General features: G+C 73.2%; 7 protein-coding genes. 1 reads left to right on the top strand and 6 read right to left on the bottom strand.

Annotated elements, in window-relative coordinates; genetic code table 11:
- Positions 1 to 5: 5 nt before the first annotated feature.
- The 3 genes from ACFYYF_RS06600 to ACFYYF_RS06590 form a co-directional block, all read right to left on the bottom strand.
- Complete coding sequence (locus tag ACFYYF_RS06600) at positions 6 to 1943, bottom strand: succinic semialdehyde dehydrogenase (RefSeq protein WP_388772087.1); 1938 nt, start codon at positions 1941 to 1943, stop codon at positions 6 to 8.
- Positions 1944 to 2088: 145 nt separating this feature from the next.
- A complete protein-coding gene (locus ACFYYF_RS06595) occupies positions 2089 to 3951 on the bottom strand; it encodes a protein kinase (protein ID WP_388772085.1) in 1863 nt (620 codons plus the stop codon).
- A 121-nt stretch (positions 3952 to 4072) separates the two neighbouring features.
- Complete coding sequence (locus ACFYYF_RS06590) at positions 4073 to 5728, bottom strand: serine/threonine-protein kinase (protein ID WP_388772082.1); 1656 nt, start codon at positions 5726 to 5728, stop codon at positions 4073 to 4075.
- A gap of 326 nt (positions 5729 to 6054) precedes the next feature.
- Between ACFYYF_RS06590 and ACFYYF_RS06585 the strand changes: the two genes are divergently transcribed.
- A complete protein-coding gene (locus tag ACFYYF_RS06585; RefSeq protein ID WP_388772081.1) occupies positions 6055 to 6474 on the top strand; it encodes a hypothetical protein in 420 nt (139 codons plus the stop codon).
- A 383-nt stretch (positions 6475 to 6857) separates the two neighbouring features.
- On the opposite strand, the gene ACFYYF_RS06580 is transcribed toward ACFYYF_RS06585, so the two are convergent.
- From ACFYYF_RS06580 to ACFYYF_RS06570, 3 genes are all read right to left on the bottom strand, one after another.
- Positions 6858 to 8513, bottom strand: a complete 1656-nt coding sequence (locus ACFYYF_RS06580; RefSeq protein ID WP_388772953.1) for a serine/threonine-protein kinase — start codon at positions 8511 to 8513, stop codon at positions 6858 to 6860.
- A gap of 189 nt (positions 8514 to 8702) precedes the next feature.
- The gene (locus tag ACFYYF_RS06575) at positions 8703 to 12119 is read right to left on the bottom strand and encodes a protein kinase (protein ID WP_388772078.1); all 3417 of its coding nucleotides are present in this window, start codon (positions 12117 to 12119) and stop codon (positions 8703 to 8705) included.
- Between the two features lie 168 nt (positions 12120 to 12287).
- Complete coding sequence (locus ACFYYF_RS06570) at positions 12288 to 14444, bottom strand: serine/threonine-protein kinase (RefSeq protein WP_388772950.1); 2157 nt, start codon at positions 14442 to 14444, stop codon at positions 12288 to 12290.
- Between the last annotated feature and the right edge of the window lie 197 nt (positions 14445 to 14641).

Below are 14641 nucleotides of genomic sequence, written 5' to 3'. Positions count from 1 at the left end.
GCGGGCTACCGCAGCCGGAGCGCCTTCATGACCTGCAGGCTCCGGCTCATGAACGCCGCGTACTTCTCGTCGTCCATGCCGAGCGACGGCGCCATCGGCAGCAGCCGCTGGTGGGCGACGGTCTGCGCCTCGGTGTACTTGAGGATGCCCTCGGAGCCGTGCCGGCGGCCGAGGCCGGAGTCCTTCATGCCGCCCATCGGCGACTGGACGCTGCCGTACGCGGGCGCGTAGCCCTCGTTGACGTTCACCGTGCCGGTCCGCAGCCGGGCCGCGAGCGCGCGACCCCGCCGGCCGTCCTTCGTCCAGACGGAGGAATTGAGACCGTACGAGGTGGCGTTGGCGCGCTCGACGACCTCGTCCTCGGTCTTGAAGCGGTAGACGGAGACGACGGGCCCGAAGGTCTCCTCGGCGCAGACGGCCATCGGGGCCTCCACTCCGTCGAGGATCGTGGGCTCGTAGAAGTACGGGCCGACGTCGGGCCGGGCGACACCGCCGGTGACGACCCTGGCCCCCTTGGCGACCGCCTCCTCGACGTGCCGCGTCACGGTCTCCAGCTGCCGCTCGCCGACCAGCGAGCCCATGTCCGCCCCGTACGCGAGGGACGTACCGAGCCGCATGGCCCGGGTCCGGGCGGCGAACCGCTCCGTGAACGCCTCGGCCACGGACTCGTGGACGTACAACCGCTCGATGGAGATGCAGAGTTGACCGGCGGAGGAGAAGCAGGCCCGGACGGCGCCGGCGGCGGCCTTGTCGAGGTCGGCGTCCTCCAGGACCACCATGGCGTTCTTGCCGCCGAGTTCGAGGGAGACGCCGACGAGACGGGCGGCCGCGCCCTGGGCGACCTCGCGGCCGGTGCGGGTCGATCCCGTGAAGGAGACGTAGTCGGCGTGCCGGACGACCTCGGGGCCGACGACCGGTCCTTCGCCGATGACGACCTGGAAGATCTCGGCGGGCAGCCCGGCCTCGACGAGCAGGTCACGCGCCCACAGGGCGGTGAGGCAGGTCTCGGTGTCGGGCTTCATGACGACGGCGTTGCCCGCGACGAAGGCCGGCAGCGCGTCGCCGACCGACAGCTCCAGCGGGTAGTTCCAGGGCGCGATCTGGCCGACGACACCGCGCGGGTGCCGCAGCTCGGTGACCTTGGTGAGGGTCGGTATCGCGCCCGCGTGGCGCTTGGGGCGCAGGTAGGAGGGAGCCTTGAGTCCGTAGTGCCGCGCGGCGACGAGGACGGCCTGGACCTCCTCGTGGGCGTGCAGCCGGGCCTTGCCGGTCTCCAGCTGGATGAGGTCCAGGACCTCGGCCTGCCGGGCGAGCACGAGGTCGTGGAAGCGGAGCAGGACGGCGGCGCGGCGCCGGACGGGAGTGGCCGCCCAGGCGCCCTGCGCGGCACGGGCCCGCTCGAAGGCGTTCTCGACGTCCGCGGGGGTGGACTCGGGCACGTCGGCGAGCTTCTCGCCGGTGAACGGCGTGTGGTTGGCGGTCCGTCCGGACCCGGTGACTCCCTTGGTGAGCTGCGCGACGAGCTCGGGGGTGACCACGTCGGCGGCGCTGCGGGCGCCGGCCGGGGCGGGAGCGAGCGGGTTGGTGCCGAGCGCGACGGGCGCCGCGACGGCCTCCCCGGCGGCCTCGACCTCGTCCCCGGCATCCCCGGCAACCTCGGCGACGGCCTCGTCCACGGCGACGGCCTCGTCCACGGCGACGGTCCCATCCACGGCGACGGCCTGGTCCGTGGTGACCTCGTCCGCGGCGGCGGCCGTCGCGTCGGCGCCCGCCGTGTCGGTCACGTCGGCCGATGCCGCGGTCGCGGTCACGGTGTTCGCGGCGGCGGCGGACGTCACGTCCGCCTCGCTCGCGGCGGCCACGGCGGCCGTGGCGTCGGTACCGGCCGTCTCATCGGCGCCGGTGCTGTGCGTGGCCTGCTCCGCGGCCTGCGAGTCCGTCATGAGCCGCAGAGTATGCCCACGCGCTCCCTTTGGGTACCCGTCGGTAATGGCCTTTCACGGAGTGCTCACACGCTGCCAGTGATCACTGGCAGCAAATGCGCTGATCAGGGCGTTGTCGGTCCGGCGATCACCCGCGGATCGGTTCTCACGGTTTGTCGAGGTCCAGGTTCGCGATCGCCGCGTCGGCGACCTCGCGGCCCCGCGCGGTGAAGTCGCCGTCGCCCGGATAGCTGATCGTGAGCTTGTACATGTCCCCGGCCTTCGACTTGTAGTAGAAGAGCCGCACCTCGCGGGGACGGGGATGCTGGCTGTCGTCGGTCTTGTAGGTCACCGTGTTCTCGGCGGACTCCCGGCCCCGGTACGTCGCCCGCGCGTCCGGCTTCGTCCCCGGCCCCGCCGGCATGTTCAGCTCGTAGGCACCGCTCGCCTTGAACTCGCCGTCGTCCGCGTACATCTCGGCCCTGGCCGAGTCCTTGATCAGCTTGCTGGTGTCCTCGGACTTCCGGGCGAGGCTCAGCCCGATCCAGATGCTCCCGCTCCAGTCGGTGTACGTGACCCAGTGCCCCTTGTCCGACGCCCGGTCCGGCGTTCCCGGCTGGTACTCCGCGGGTACCGCCAGCGTCGCGGCCACGTCGGCCACGTGCCGCTTCCTCCAGCCGTCCGGCAGCGGACCGGCGAACGGGTCAGCGATCACCACGTACGCCGTCACCGCGGCCGCCGCGACAGCCGTGGCGACCGCCGCCGCGAGGCCGATCAGGACCTTGCGGCCGATGCGGATCCCGCCGCCGGGCGCGCGGGCGCCGTCCGGGCCCGCCACGCCCTCGATCCGCATGGGCTGCGTCGCCGCGGGGGCGGGCGGCCGTACGGCCTCCTCCAGGAGGCGCCGGACGTCGGCCGCCGCGGGCCGGTGGGCCGGTTCCTTGGCGAGCAGGCCGTTGATGGCCTCCGTGAGCGGGGCGCCGGCCGAGGCGGGCGCGGCCGGTGTCGCGTTGAGGACCGACTGGAGCGTGGCGGGCGTGTTGCTGCGCCGGAACGGCGACACTCCCTCGGTGGCGGCGTAGAGCACCACGCCGAGCGACCAGAGGTCGGAGGCGGGCCCCGGGCGCACCCCCAACACCCGCTCCGGGGCGATGTACTCGGGCGAGCCGACGAAACCGCCGGTGTCCGTCAGGTTCGTCTCGCCCTCGATGCTGGCGATGCCGAAGTCGGTGAGGACGACACGGTCGTGCGGTCCGAGGAGGACGTTGTCGGGCTTGACGTCACGGTGCAGGACGCCCGCCGCGTGCGCCGCCTCCAGGGCGCCCAGGACCTCCAGGCCGATGCGCGCGGTCTCGCGGCTGCCGAGGGTGCCCTCCCTGAGCGCGTCGCCGAGGGAGCGGCCCCGCACCAGCTCCATGACGATCCAGGGCTGTCCGTCCACGACCGCGACGTCGTGGACGTTCACCACGGCGGGATGGTCGAGCCGGGCCGCCGCGCGTGCCTCGCGCCGCATCCGCTCGTACGCGGTGGCCCGTTCACGCTCGGGAAGGTGGTCCGGGACCCGCGGTTCCTTGACGGCGACCTCGCGTTCCACGGTCTCGTCCCTGGCGCGCCACACCGTGCCCATGCCGCCGTGCCCGAGCTTGGCGAGCAGGCGATAGCGCCCGGCGATGAGCCGGCCCGTTCCGGGGTCGTCCGAGGGTCCCGGCGCGCTCGTCCCCGGCGGGTCCGTGACGGTCCGGGCGGGCGTGGCGTACGGATTGCCCGGGTGCGGCACGGCGACCGGGCCCTCCGTCCGGCGCTCCGGCGCCATGGCGCCGGCCCGCGGGTCCGGCGCGGCGCTCCTGGGGTCCGCGGCCCTGGCCGTCGGCGGCGTCTCCGGCACCGTGGCACTCGGGTGCGGGCCCGGGATCACGGCGCCCGGCTGCCCGCCGTGCGCCGCCCGTGCAGGTGGTTGCAGACCAGGTGGTTGCAGACCGAAACTCGTCGGCTCGTCGCCCCGGTGAGGGACTCCCCCGTCGTCGCTCATGCCCCCATCTGTATCGCGGCGGACGCCCGGCCTTCCAGCCTCTTCGCCCACCGGTCACAGACCCGTGACGCACCCCATCCCTTATCTCCCCTTTACGGGGTTACGAGGCCGCCTCACGGGGTTACGAGGCCGCGAACGTGTCCACCGCGACGTCGAAGTACTCCTTCGCCTCCGTGACCCGGCCCACCGGCGCGGAGACCCAGACGTCGTACATCCGGCCGCCCTGCTCCCAGCACAGGTCGTAGGTGTGCCGCGGGCCCTCCGCTTTGCTGAAGCCGTTCCAGGTGAACTCCCAGAGGGCGGCGGTGTTTCCGTCGTGGACGGTCCGTGTGACCCTGCCGTCGCGGTAACCGGGGTTGCTGGAGGCCCCGTCGGCGTCCGCCCGGCGCATCACGCCGAGCGGACCGCCCGTCGCGGGATCGGACACCTTGATGCCGATGCGGAAGGTGTCGCCCGACGACATGTAGAAGATCCGCTCACCCTGCGGATCGCGCGTGAACCCCTCGGGGACGGCGAGCGAGAAGCCGTTCGGATCCGCGGCGATGCGGTAGCCCGAGGGCGCGGTGCGGGCGGTGGCGGACGGCGTCCGGTGGCCGGTCGCCGTGACGGCGGGCCCCGCGCCGGTGGGCGGCGCCGACGGGGTGCCGGACGACGGGGACGTGCCGGAGGAGGTGCCCGTCGTGTGGGGCGTGCCCGGAGCGCTCGACGCGGCCGGTTTCCCGTCCCCGCCTCCGCCCATCAGCAGCGCGGCCGCCGACACCCCGGCGCCGGCCATCGCGGCGACGAGCGCGGCCGTGACGAGGAGGCCGCGGGTGGACTGCCGGGGCGGTGGGGCGGACACGGTGCCGCCGGAGGCCGGCGAGGGCTCGGGCGCGGACCTGCGCAGCGACACGTGGGGCACGTCCCGCCGGGTCGGCGTGTACGGGACCAGCAGCCGCGGCGTGCGGCCGGTGTCTCGGTAGGCGCGCAGCATGCGCTCCGCCTCGGCCGCGTCGAGCCGCCGCTCAGGATCGCGTTCCAGCAGTCCTCGTACGACGGGCAGCAGGGGCGCGGCCTGGGCCGGGGGACGGATCTCGTCGACGACGACCGCGTGCAGGATGCCGCCGAGCGAGTCGCGGCGAAAGGGCGAGGCGCCGCTCAGGACGGCGCACAGCAGCACGCCGAGCGACCACAGGTCGGACTCGGGGCCGGTCCGTGCCCCGGCCATCCGTTCGGGCGCGGTGTATTCGGGCGAGCCGACGAACGCGCCGGTCTCGGTGAGCGTCGTCGCGCCGGCGACCTGGGCGATCCCGAAGTCGGTGAGGACGACGCGGTCGGTGCCCGCCTCGACGAGGACGTTGGCGGGCTTGAGGTCGCGGTGCAGGACGCCCGCCTCGTGCGCGCGGCGCAGCGCGCCGAGCAGGTCGATGCCGATGCGGGCGGCCTCGCGGGCGTCGACCGGCCCGTTCTCGGAGATCCGTTCGGCGAGCGAGCCGCCGCCGATTAGTTCCATGACGATGTATGGGCGTTCGTCGTCCTCGACCACGTCGTGGACGACGATGATGTGCGGGTGGTGCAGCTGGGCCACGGCCCGTGCCTCGCGCAGGGTGCGGTCGCGCTGGAGCCGTGACTCCTCCGCGGAGAGCGAGTCGTCGACGGCCAGTTCCTTCACGGCCACCTGGCGGCCGAGCAGTTGGTCGGTGGCACGCCAGACGACGCCCATGCCGCCCCGGCCGATTCTCGCCTCCAGCCGGTAACGCCCCGCGATCAGACGGGCGTTCTCCCCCTCGGTCCCCATGGGTCTCATCATGCCCCACCGGACGGGCCCCCTCCGTGGCACCGACCGGCCAAGTATGCCGCCGTAGCGGGGCAGTCTGCGCACTAGTACGGCACACCAGTGGCCCGGTGACGCGCGACGTCCACCGAAGGCGGTGAGCTTGCCGAGTTCATCGGCATGCTTGATCAGGGAAGGCCGATCATCCAGAGACGATCATTTTGGGCCACGGCCTGGATCAGAAAAGAGACAAGGCGCGAAAAATCGCCGAGCGATATACACCATCCGGGAAAAAACGGGCGACCGGAATCCTGCTGTCACGTGAATCTTGGAAGCCTTACTATTCCTTTATGGGGAACACATTGAAGCGTCTTTCCGTCACGAGCGTCGCGGCGGTGGCAATATTCGCCACAACCACAGTGACCAACGCCAGTGCGGCGAGCGGCGTCGCCGCATGCTCCACGACCGGCGCCTCGGGAAGTCTGACATTCACCAACTGGTCAGACAATCATGTAGAAATCAAGGGCTGGGTGAAGGACACCGCCGCCGATGGCCACCATGTAGCCATTCAGCTCCTCTCCACCGACGGTAGCAGCAATAACAACTACCCTTGGCCCTGGCATCATGAATATGACGGCAAAGGAGCGGTTCTCCCCATCGACACCTACGCTTCGAACCCCGACGGCTGGCTCCGCTATGTCGGTGTGAGGGTGGCAGTCTGGGAAGGAGACAGGATATTCTCGAGTAGGGTTTGCTCCGAATGGGCCTGAGTGCACACACGATAATCTGAGCCATCTTTACGACCTGTTCGGTGGGGCTACGTCACTAAGTCCCACCGAATCCACACTCCGGTGAATCACCCGGAGCGCGGCGTTCATGTCGATCGGGCAGCGCACCGGCAGAATCGTTCGATGATCTCGCGAGCGGTGGGGCGCAACAACAGTCGGCGACAGAGCTCAATCTCGCGCATCGACCTGCGGGCGCATCGAGCAACCCCCCGCGGGTCGATGCGCCCCGCCAGAACCGCATCGCCGGGATGGTGAACGCCTGCGGTCGTTGCCGAGACGCCCGCCCACTCACTGCCCCGGCCGCCTCTCGGACGCCGCACGCCGACAGAACAGCTGGACGAAGTGTCAAGCGCCGCTGGACACTCTCACCGCTTGACTGCACCCTCTCGCCAGCCCTGCAGCACAGTCTCAAACTGCTTGCGCGTGGTGGCCCAGTCCTCCACAGGAGAGGCCATGCAGATCGCGTACTCGACCCCGTTCCGGGCGATGTACATCACGTCGACGGCTCGGTACGCCCCAGGCGGGCGTGAACCCTGTACCTGCGCCGTCCACTTGTACTCCAGCCGGGAGCTCTGACGGTCACGGTAAACCTGGCGCTGCATGCTCACGCGCTCGTAGTCGACCAGCTGCTGGCTCAACTGCTCGTCCAGTTCGACTTGGTGCAAGTACGGGTCGTCGTAGTCCGGCGCGGTGTCGACCGCGACCCGTACGAGGTGTTTGCCCTTGTCGGGTGTGAAGTCGACCTGCCGGAGGCCGTCCTTGTCGATGGAGACGGACCGCGTCCACCCCTTGGGCAGGGAGATGCCGAATCCCACTGGGTCGTCGCGATGCTGCCAACCGGCGGGAACCGCCCCCTCGCCGCCCTTGCCGCTCGGCTTGTCGCTCGGTTTGCCGCTCGCCTTGCCGTCGGCGGTCCCGGTCGACGAGGCAGAGCCCGAGCCGCGGGGTCCGCTGCCCGTGCCGAAGTGCTGCAGCGCGACCGCGACACCTCCGCCGATGACCGCCGCGAGGGCGACGACCAGGGTGAACGTCCGCAGAAGGTGCCGCTTCGGCGGCGCGGGCACGGGCGCGGGCACGGATCCGATCGTCACCGGCTGGTACGGCGTGTTGGCGGCCGTGTGCGCGCGGGTGGCGGTGCCGGTCCCCTGCTCGGCGGCGCCGTACCCGGTCTGCCGCGACGGCGCGTACGACGGCGCCGCATCCGGCACGCGTCCCTGCGCCGCCTCGGCGAGCATCCGCTCGGCCCGCTCCGCGTCGGGCCGTTCGGCCGGATCCTTGCGCAGCAGCGCGGCGAGGACGGGCCCCAGCGCACCGGCGTTGACCGGTTCGGCGGGTTCCTCCTCGACGACGGCCTGCATGGTGCCGATGGGCGAGGTGCGGCGGAACGGCGACCTGCCCTCCACCGCCGTGTACAGCGTGGCGCCGAGCGCCCACAGGTCGGACGCAGGGCCCGGGTCGTGGCCGCGCACCCGCTCCGGGGCGAGGTAGTCGACCGAGCCGACGACCTCTCCGGTGCGGGTGATGGTGGTGTCGCCCTCGATCTGGGCGATGCCGAAGTCGGTGAGCAGCACCCGGCTGTCGCGGCCGAGCAGGACGTTGCCGGGCTTGATGTCGCGGTGCAGCACGCCCGCGGCGTGCGCGGCGCGCAGGGCCCGCAGCACCCACAGGCCGATGCGCGCGGCCTCGCGCGGCTCGATGCGGCCGCGCTCCTTGACCGCGTCGGCCAGCGACTCGCCCTCGACCAGCTCCATCACGATCCAGGGACGGCCGTCGTGATCGAGGACGTCGTGCACGGTGACGACGGCCGAGTGGTTGATGCGCGCGGCGGCGCGGGCCTCGGCACGGGTGCGGGCCAGCAGGACGCTCTGCTCACTGTCGGAGACGTAGAGCGCGGCGGTCAGCTCCTTGACCGCGACGGCGCGGTGCAACACCTCGTCGTGGGCGCGCCAAACCCGGCCCATGCCACCGCTGCCGATGGATTCGACAAGCCGGTAGCGGCCCGCGAGGAGCAGGCCCTGCATCTGATTCACGTTTCCCCGCAATGGTCTTGACAGGGTCAGACTAAAGAGCGGTACCCAGCCTGGGAACAAGCGGGGTCGTACGGAGACCGCACTGTGACGGTTGTCCCTTCCCTGTACGGGAGGGAACCGTCTGGTGTTCAGACGCCGCCGCCTGCCGAAACGTTGCGCCCTGGGCGCAGAAAGAGTTGTTCAGCGGGTGACCCGGTAGGTCGACGACGCCTGTTCGTAGAGCCGCGAGACCTCGTCGCGCTCGGCGTCCGGACCGCGCAGCTGCACCACGTGGTAGTGCCCGGCGATCAGGATCGCGAGGTTGCGCACGTAGAGCGAACGGCCCGCGGAGTCCTGCCAGGTGAACTGGCCCTCGGCCATCACCTTTCCGCCCACGTCGATCCGCCGCATCCCGCTGGAGGTCGCCCAGGTCGAGTCCCTGAAGGGCTGCAACTCCTTCTCGCTCTCCCGCTGATAGGTCATCGGGTCGCTGCCGTACGTGGCGGTGCCGTCCCGGCCGGGGACGACGATGAGCTCGAAGTCCCCCTGGGAGTAGACGACCTGGCCCCTGCCGTTCTTCGGCGAGCGCGTCCAGCCGCTCGCCACGGCGACCTGGAATCCCTCGGGGTCCTTGCGGAGGGTGAACCCCTGGGCCACGTCGGGATCGGCGGTGGTGTGCGAGGAGGTCGAACTGGACTTCCCCGAGGGGCTCTTGTCGGGGTCGGGCGAGGTCTGGTCGGAGCCGGGCGCGTTGCTCACGGTCGGGTCGCCACCGGGCTGCGTGGCGGGACCGGCCTGCCCGGCGGCGCCGGTCCGCCCGCCGTCGGTGCCGCCGCGGTCCGCCTTGGGCATGAAGACGACCGCGTACGTGACCGCGGCGGCCAGCAGGAGCAGGATCAGCAGGAGGAGGTTGCGGCCGAGCCGGCGCGGACCCGCCGCGTTCTCCTGCCTGGCCCGCTTGTGGCGGGCGTGCGCGCTGGTCGCGGGCAGCCCGGCGCGGCGCCTGCGGACGAGCTCGCCCCGGCGCCGTACGATCGGCAGCCGGCTCGGGTCGGCGGGCGGTACGGGCACGACGTGCGCCCCGGCCTCGGGCTCCGGCGCGGAACGCACCAACGACCGCAGCCAGCCGCGCAGTTCCTCGAAGTCGAGGCGTTCGGTGGGGTCCTGGCGCAGCAACGACTCGACGACGGGCCGCAGCGGTCCGCACTCCTCGGCGAAGGCGGGCGGTTCCGCGCACACCAGCTGGACCAGCTCGGCGGTGTTCTCCTCCGGGTAGGGGGCGTGTCCCTGCACGGCGCGGAAGAGCAGCGCGCCGAGCGCCCACAGGTCGGTCGCCGGGCCGATCGGAGCCGCCAACTGCCAGTTCTCGTGCACCGGTCCGGCCTGTTCGGGCGCCCAGCGTTCGGTGACCGGACCGACGACGGCCATACGTGCCTGCCGGGCCCGCTCGGCCGCGAGCGCGGTGGCGGGCCCCCGGCGCGGCGGAGCCCCGGCGACCAGGTCACCCCAGCCACCGCCGGGGCGGCCGGAGGGGTGCGCGGCGGGGGCGAGGCCCTGCGGGGTGCCGGGCGCCCGGGTGTGGTCGTGGGCCGGGGAGGCACCCGCCGTACGGGCGTTCCCGGTGCCGGTGAATCCGCCGGGCGGTACGGGTACCTGGGCGCCGCCGGGCGCCCGGAATCCGCCGGTGGACCGGCCGTCGTCCGGGGCCCGCTCGCCGCCGATGGGCCGTCCGGGAGCCGGAACTCCGGGGCGGCCGCCCTGCCCTGTCCCGTAGGGGGCCTGTCCGGGCGCGAGCGCGGAACGGCCGTACGCCGTGTCACCGCCCGCGCCTCCGGCGCCCGGTCCCGGGGGGAGGGTGGGCCGCGTACGGCCGCTGTCCCCGGCGGACCGCGCCTGGACTCCGTACCTGCCGGTGCCGCCGACTCCGTACGGATCGGCTATCTGCCCCGGGGGCGCACCCTGCACCTGCTGCCGACCGTCCTGACCGGGCAACTGCGGCGTGGTGGGGGCCTGGGCCCCGGGGGCGTACGGAGTGGCGCCGTACTGGCCGCCCTGGCCGGGCAGGTGCGAGGACGAATCGGGGTCCTGGGGCCCCTCAGCGTGAGGAGAAGCGCCGTACGGACCACCCTGGCCTGGGACATGCGACGGCGGGGCGGAGGCTTGGGCTCCTGGTGTGTGCGGGGAGGCGCCGTACCGGCTGTCCTGGCCGGGCACGTGCGACGACGGAGTGGGGGCCTGGGCCCCGGGGACGTAGGGAGAAGCGCCGTACTGGCCGCCCTGGCCGGGCACGTGCGAAGACGGAGTGGGGGCCTGGGCCCCGGGGGCGTACGGAGTGGCGCCGTACTGGCCGCCCTGGCCCGGCACCTGCGAAGACGGGGCGGGGGGCTGAGCCCCCGGAGCGTGCGGGGAGGCGGCGTACCGATCGTCCCGGGTGGGCGGCTCGCCGGGGGTGGAGGGGCGGGGGGCCGGGAGGGCGAGCGGGTCGCCGCGGCGCTCTCCCTGTACGCGGGCCGCGGCACGCGCTCCGGCGCGGTACGCGGCGATGGCCCCGGCGCGCGCGGCGCGGATGTCGTCCCCGGCACCCTCGGCCTGCCCGCCCGTCTCCGGTCCGCCGTCGGGACCGGCCGCTCCCGTGGGGCGGCCCGGACCCGCCGGACCACCCGCTTCGAGGGCGCGCGGCCCCCGGCCGGCCGCGGGCGCGCCGGGAACCGGTGCCCCCGGAACCGGAGTTCCCTGCTCCGCACGGGCCTCGATCGCCGCCCGCCGGGCCGCCTCGGCGTCGGCGCCGCTCGTGGCCGCCACGGCGACACCGCGCGAGGCACCAGCACCGAATCCGCCACCGCCGACGGGCCCGCGCCCGCCCGCGGCACCCTGCCCGCCACCGGGCCCGCTCCCCGGCCCACGTCCGGCGGCACCCTGGGGGGCACCCGCGCCGGCCGGACCGGCGTCACCGGGCTGCCCCGCGCGGGGGCCGGATCCGTGACCGCTCGTGAAGTCGTCCTCCGGCGCCGGCACCGGGTCGTACCCGCACAGCGCCTCTTCGGCCGCCCCGGCGGCAAGCCCGGTGAGCAGGACGCGGCCGTCGTCGCAGACGAGCACCGTGCGCACGGTGATGTTGCGGTGCACCCAGCCGTGCGCGTGCAGGACCCGCAGGGCGGTCAGGACGTCGGCGGCGACCTCCGCGGCGCGGTACGGGCTGAGCGGCTTCTCGGCGAGCAGCGCGGCCAGCGGCCTCGCGGGCACCAGCTCACTGACGATCCACAGCGAGCCGCCCTCGGCGAACACGTCGAAGACCTGGTCGAGCCGGGGGTGATCGGGAATCCGCGCGGCCGCCTGCGCCGCCTCGATCGCGCGCAGCACCGCCGGTTCGACGGACCGCCGGGTGGTGCGGGCCGACGCCCGCCGCACACCGCCGTCCCGGGCCACGAACCCGTCGGGCAGCCCGTCCGCGTCGAGCACCTCGGCCTCGACGACCTCGGGCAACGGCACCTGCCGTACGAGGACTTCCTGCCCGCTGTAGGTGTCGAAGGCCCGGCTCTCGGCGAGTTCGTACTCGTCGGACGGCGGCAGGGGCAGGCGGTAGCGGTCGGCGAGTACCCGTCCCGCGTAGTCGTCCACGATGCTCCCCCAGCCGACCGGTTGGTCAATTCCGTTCGCCGTGCGTCCCGTTGTGGCTTCGTTCGGTCCGCAACCACTCACGATACGTGCCCGAGGCAACCCGCAGAGCGGTGATGCGAGATCTCGGGCCCCGTTCGTCGCGGAACGTCACCTAGAGCCTGCGGTACGTCATGACTTCGGCTGGAACGTCTTGGTCAGCGTGGCCCACGTGCTCTTGCGCAGCGTGCTCCCCCACGCGGCGTCCTTGGCCGTGTACATCAGTGCGTAGCCCTGATGCGGGTTCACCACGAAACCGCGGTCGATCGTGTGGAACTTCGTGCCGCCGTCCACGTAGGTGAACTCCCAGTCGGCCATGTTCCAGCTGCGGTAGTCCACCTGCGCTATACGGATCTTCGAGTACTGGGAGCGCGTCATGTAGCGCTCCTGGTTCTTCCAGTCCGCGACCGGGTCGTCCTTGGGCGTCGAGGTCCAGCCGACGAGGAGCTTCTGTCCGTCGGGGCCGGTGAACCGGGCTCCCGCGGCGTCCTGGGACTCGTACTTCCATCCCTTCGGCAGCCCGATCGAGAAGCCCTGCCCGCTCTTGTACGTGGTCACGGCGGCGGAACCCGAGCCCGACTCCTTGCCGCCGCCCGAACCGTCCGAGTCGCCGGTGCCCGTGTCCGTGCCCGTGCCGGACGAGGTCTTGGCGTCGTCGTCCGAGCCGGAGCCGGAGCCGGAGTCCGTGCCCGACTTGTCGCCGCTGTCGGTGTGGGCGGTGTCGCTCTTGCTCTTGTCGCCGCTCTTGGCGCCGTCCTTCTGCCCGCTGCCGCCGGCCGCTCCGGTGGAGGCGGTCGCCTTGGCGCCGCTGCCGCCGCCCTTGGCGCCGTTGTCGTCGTCGCCGCCGCCGATCGTGATGGCCAGCACGGTGCCGACCACGGCCAGCGCCACGACGACCGCGAGGATCACCAGCGTCCGCAGCGGCACGACATCGGTCAGCGAGGCCTTGGGTGCCGGACGGGCCGGACGCTCGGGGGCCACGGGCCACCCGGAGCCCGAGCCGCCGCGCTTGCCGCCCGCGCCTCCGGCGCCGGTGGCCGAACCCGGGTTCCCCGGTCCGCCGTCGGAACCGCCCGTCCGTCCCGGCACGGACGCGTTCACCGCGGTCGCCGCCACGGAGGCGCCGCCGGTCCGACCGGCATCCGATCCGGTCCCCGAACCGGCCTGCGGGGAGGTCGTCCTGGCTCCGGCCGCCTGCGCGGAGTCCGCGCCGCCGGCCGCCTTGGCACGGGCCGTCGCCGCCGAGGTGGCCGCCGCCGTGGCGGCTCCGGCCGCGGTCGCGGCCTTGCGCACCGACCGCAGGGCCCCGCGCAGCCGCTCCGAGGGCTCCTCGCCCTTCTTGGCGCCGCCCGAGCCGCCCCGCCGGGCCGGTTCCTCCGGCAGCGGCGGCATGGCCACGACCTTCGTCGCGTCCGCCGGCTCCGGCACGTCCGGCTCGGGCGCGCGCAGCACCTCGTTGAGCATGGCCCGGGCGCCCGCGTCGTCGAGCCGCTGCTCGGGATCCTTGGCCAGCAGGCCGTAGATCACCTTCTCCAGCGGGCCCGCGTTCTTGGGCTGTTCGACCGGCTCGGTCATCACCGCGGTGAGCGTCGCGATCGCGGAGCCCTTGTCGTACGGCGGCACGCCTTCGACCGACGCGTACAGCAGACCGCCCAGCGACCACAGGTCGGCCGCGGGTCCGGGCTTGTGGCCGCGCGCCCGCTCCGGCGAGATGTAGGAGGGCGCGCCGACGAGCATGCCGGTCGAGGTGATGGACGGGTCGCCCTCCACCTGCGCGATGCCGAAGTCGGTGAGCACGACCCGGCCGTCGTCGGAGATCAGCACGTTCGACGGCTTCACGTCACGGTGCAGGATGCCCTCGCGGTGCGCCGCCTGGAGCACGTCGAGGATGGCGAGCCCCACCTCCGCGGCACGCCTCGGCGTGAGCAGTCCGTCCTCGCGGATGGCCTCGGCGAGGGACTTGCCCTCGACGAGCTCCATGACGATCCAGGGCCGGTTGTCCTCGTCGACCACGTCGAAGACCGTCACCGCGCTGTTGTTGCGGATCCGCGCGATGGCCTTGGCCTCGCGCAGCGTGCGCGTGATCAGCCGGCGCTTCTCGTCCTCGTCGATGGCCGACGGGAACCGCAGCTCCTTCACGGCGACCGTACGGCCCAGGGTCTCGTCCTCGGCACGCCACACGGTGCCCATGCCGCCGCGACCGAGAACGTCCCCCAGCCGGTACCGCCCGGCGAGGAGACGTTCGCTCTTGTCCTGACGGGATGCCCCCGCCCGCTCCGCCTCCGACATGCGTCCCCTCATGCAACCCGCCCTGACAGAGCCTCCATTGTCCCCCACCCGACAAGTGCCCGACGCCGTGGGGGCCCCTGGAACCGCAACAGCTCAGCCAGTGAGACGCCCGGACCCCGCCGGCGGCCCGCCCACGACCGCGCCGCGCGCCCCGCGGCCACCCCGTGACCACGGCCGGGCGGGTCCGCCGCACCCGT

The sequence above is a fragment of the Streptomyces sp. NPDC001914 genome (assembly GCF_042891215.1).
In the GTDB taxonomy this organism is placed as follows: Bacteria; Actinomycetota; Actinomycetes; order Streptomycetales; family Streptomycetaceae; genus Streptomyces.
Note: the sequence above shows the minus strand (reverse complement) of the source record. Positions and strands in the feature narration are given on the sequence as shown.

Bases quoted from the DNA above. Each gene is read 5' to 3' on its own strand.
- ACFYYF_RS06600 (WP_388772087.1), bottom strand. From the start codon at position 1,943: ATGACGGACTCGCAGGCCGCGGAGCAGGCCACGCACAGCACCGGCGCC.
- ACFYYF_RS06595 (WP_388772085.1), bottom strand. From the start codon at position 3,951: ATGAGCGACGACGGGGGAGTCCCTCACCGGGGCGACGAGCCGACGAGT.
- ACFYYF_RS06590 (WP_388772082.1), bottom strand. From the start codon at position 5,728: ATGGGGACCGAGGGGGAGAACGCCCGTCTGATCGCGGGGCGTTACCGG.
- ACFYYF_RS06585 (WP_388772081.1), top strand. From the start codon at position 6,055: ATGGGGAACACATTGAAGCGTCTTTCCGTCACGAGCGTCGCGGCGGTG.
- ACFYYF_RS06580 (WP_388772953.1), bottom strand. From the start codon at position 8,513: ATGCAGGGCCTGCTCCTCGCGGGCCGCTACCGGCTTGTCGAATCCATC.
- ACFYYF_RS06570 (WP_388772950.1), bottom strand. From the start codon at position 14,444: ATGTCGGAGGCGGAGCGGGCGGGGGCATCCCGTCAGGACAAGAGCGAA.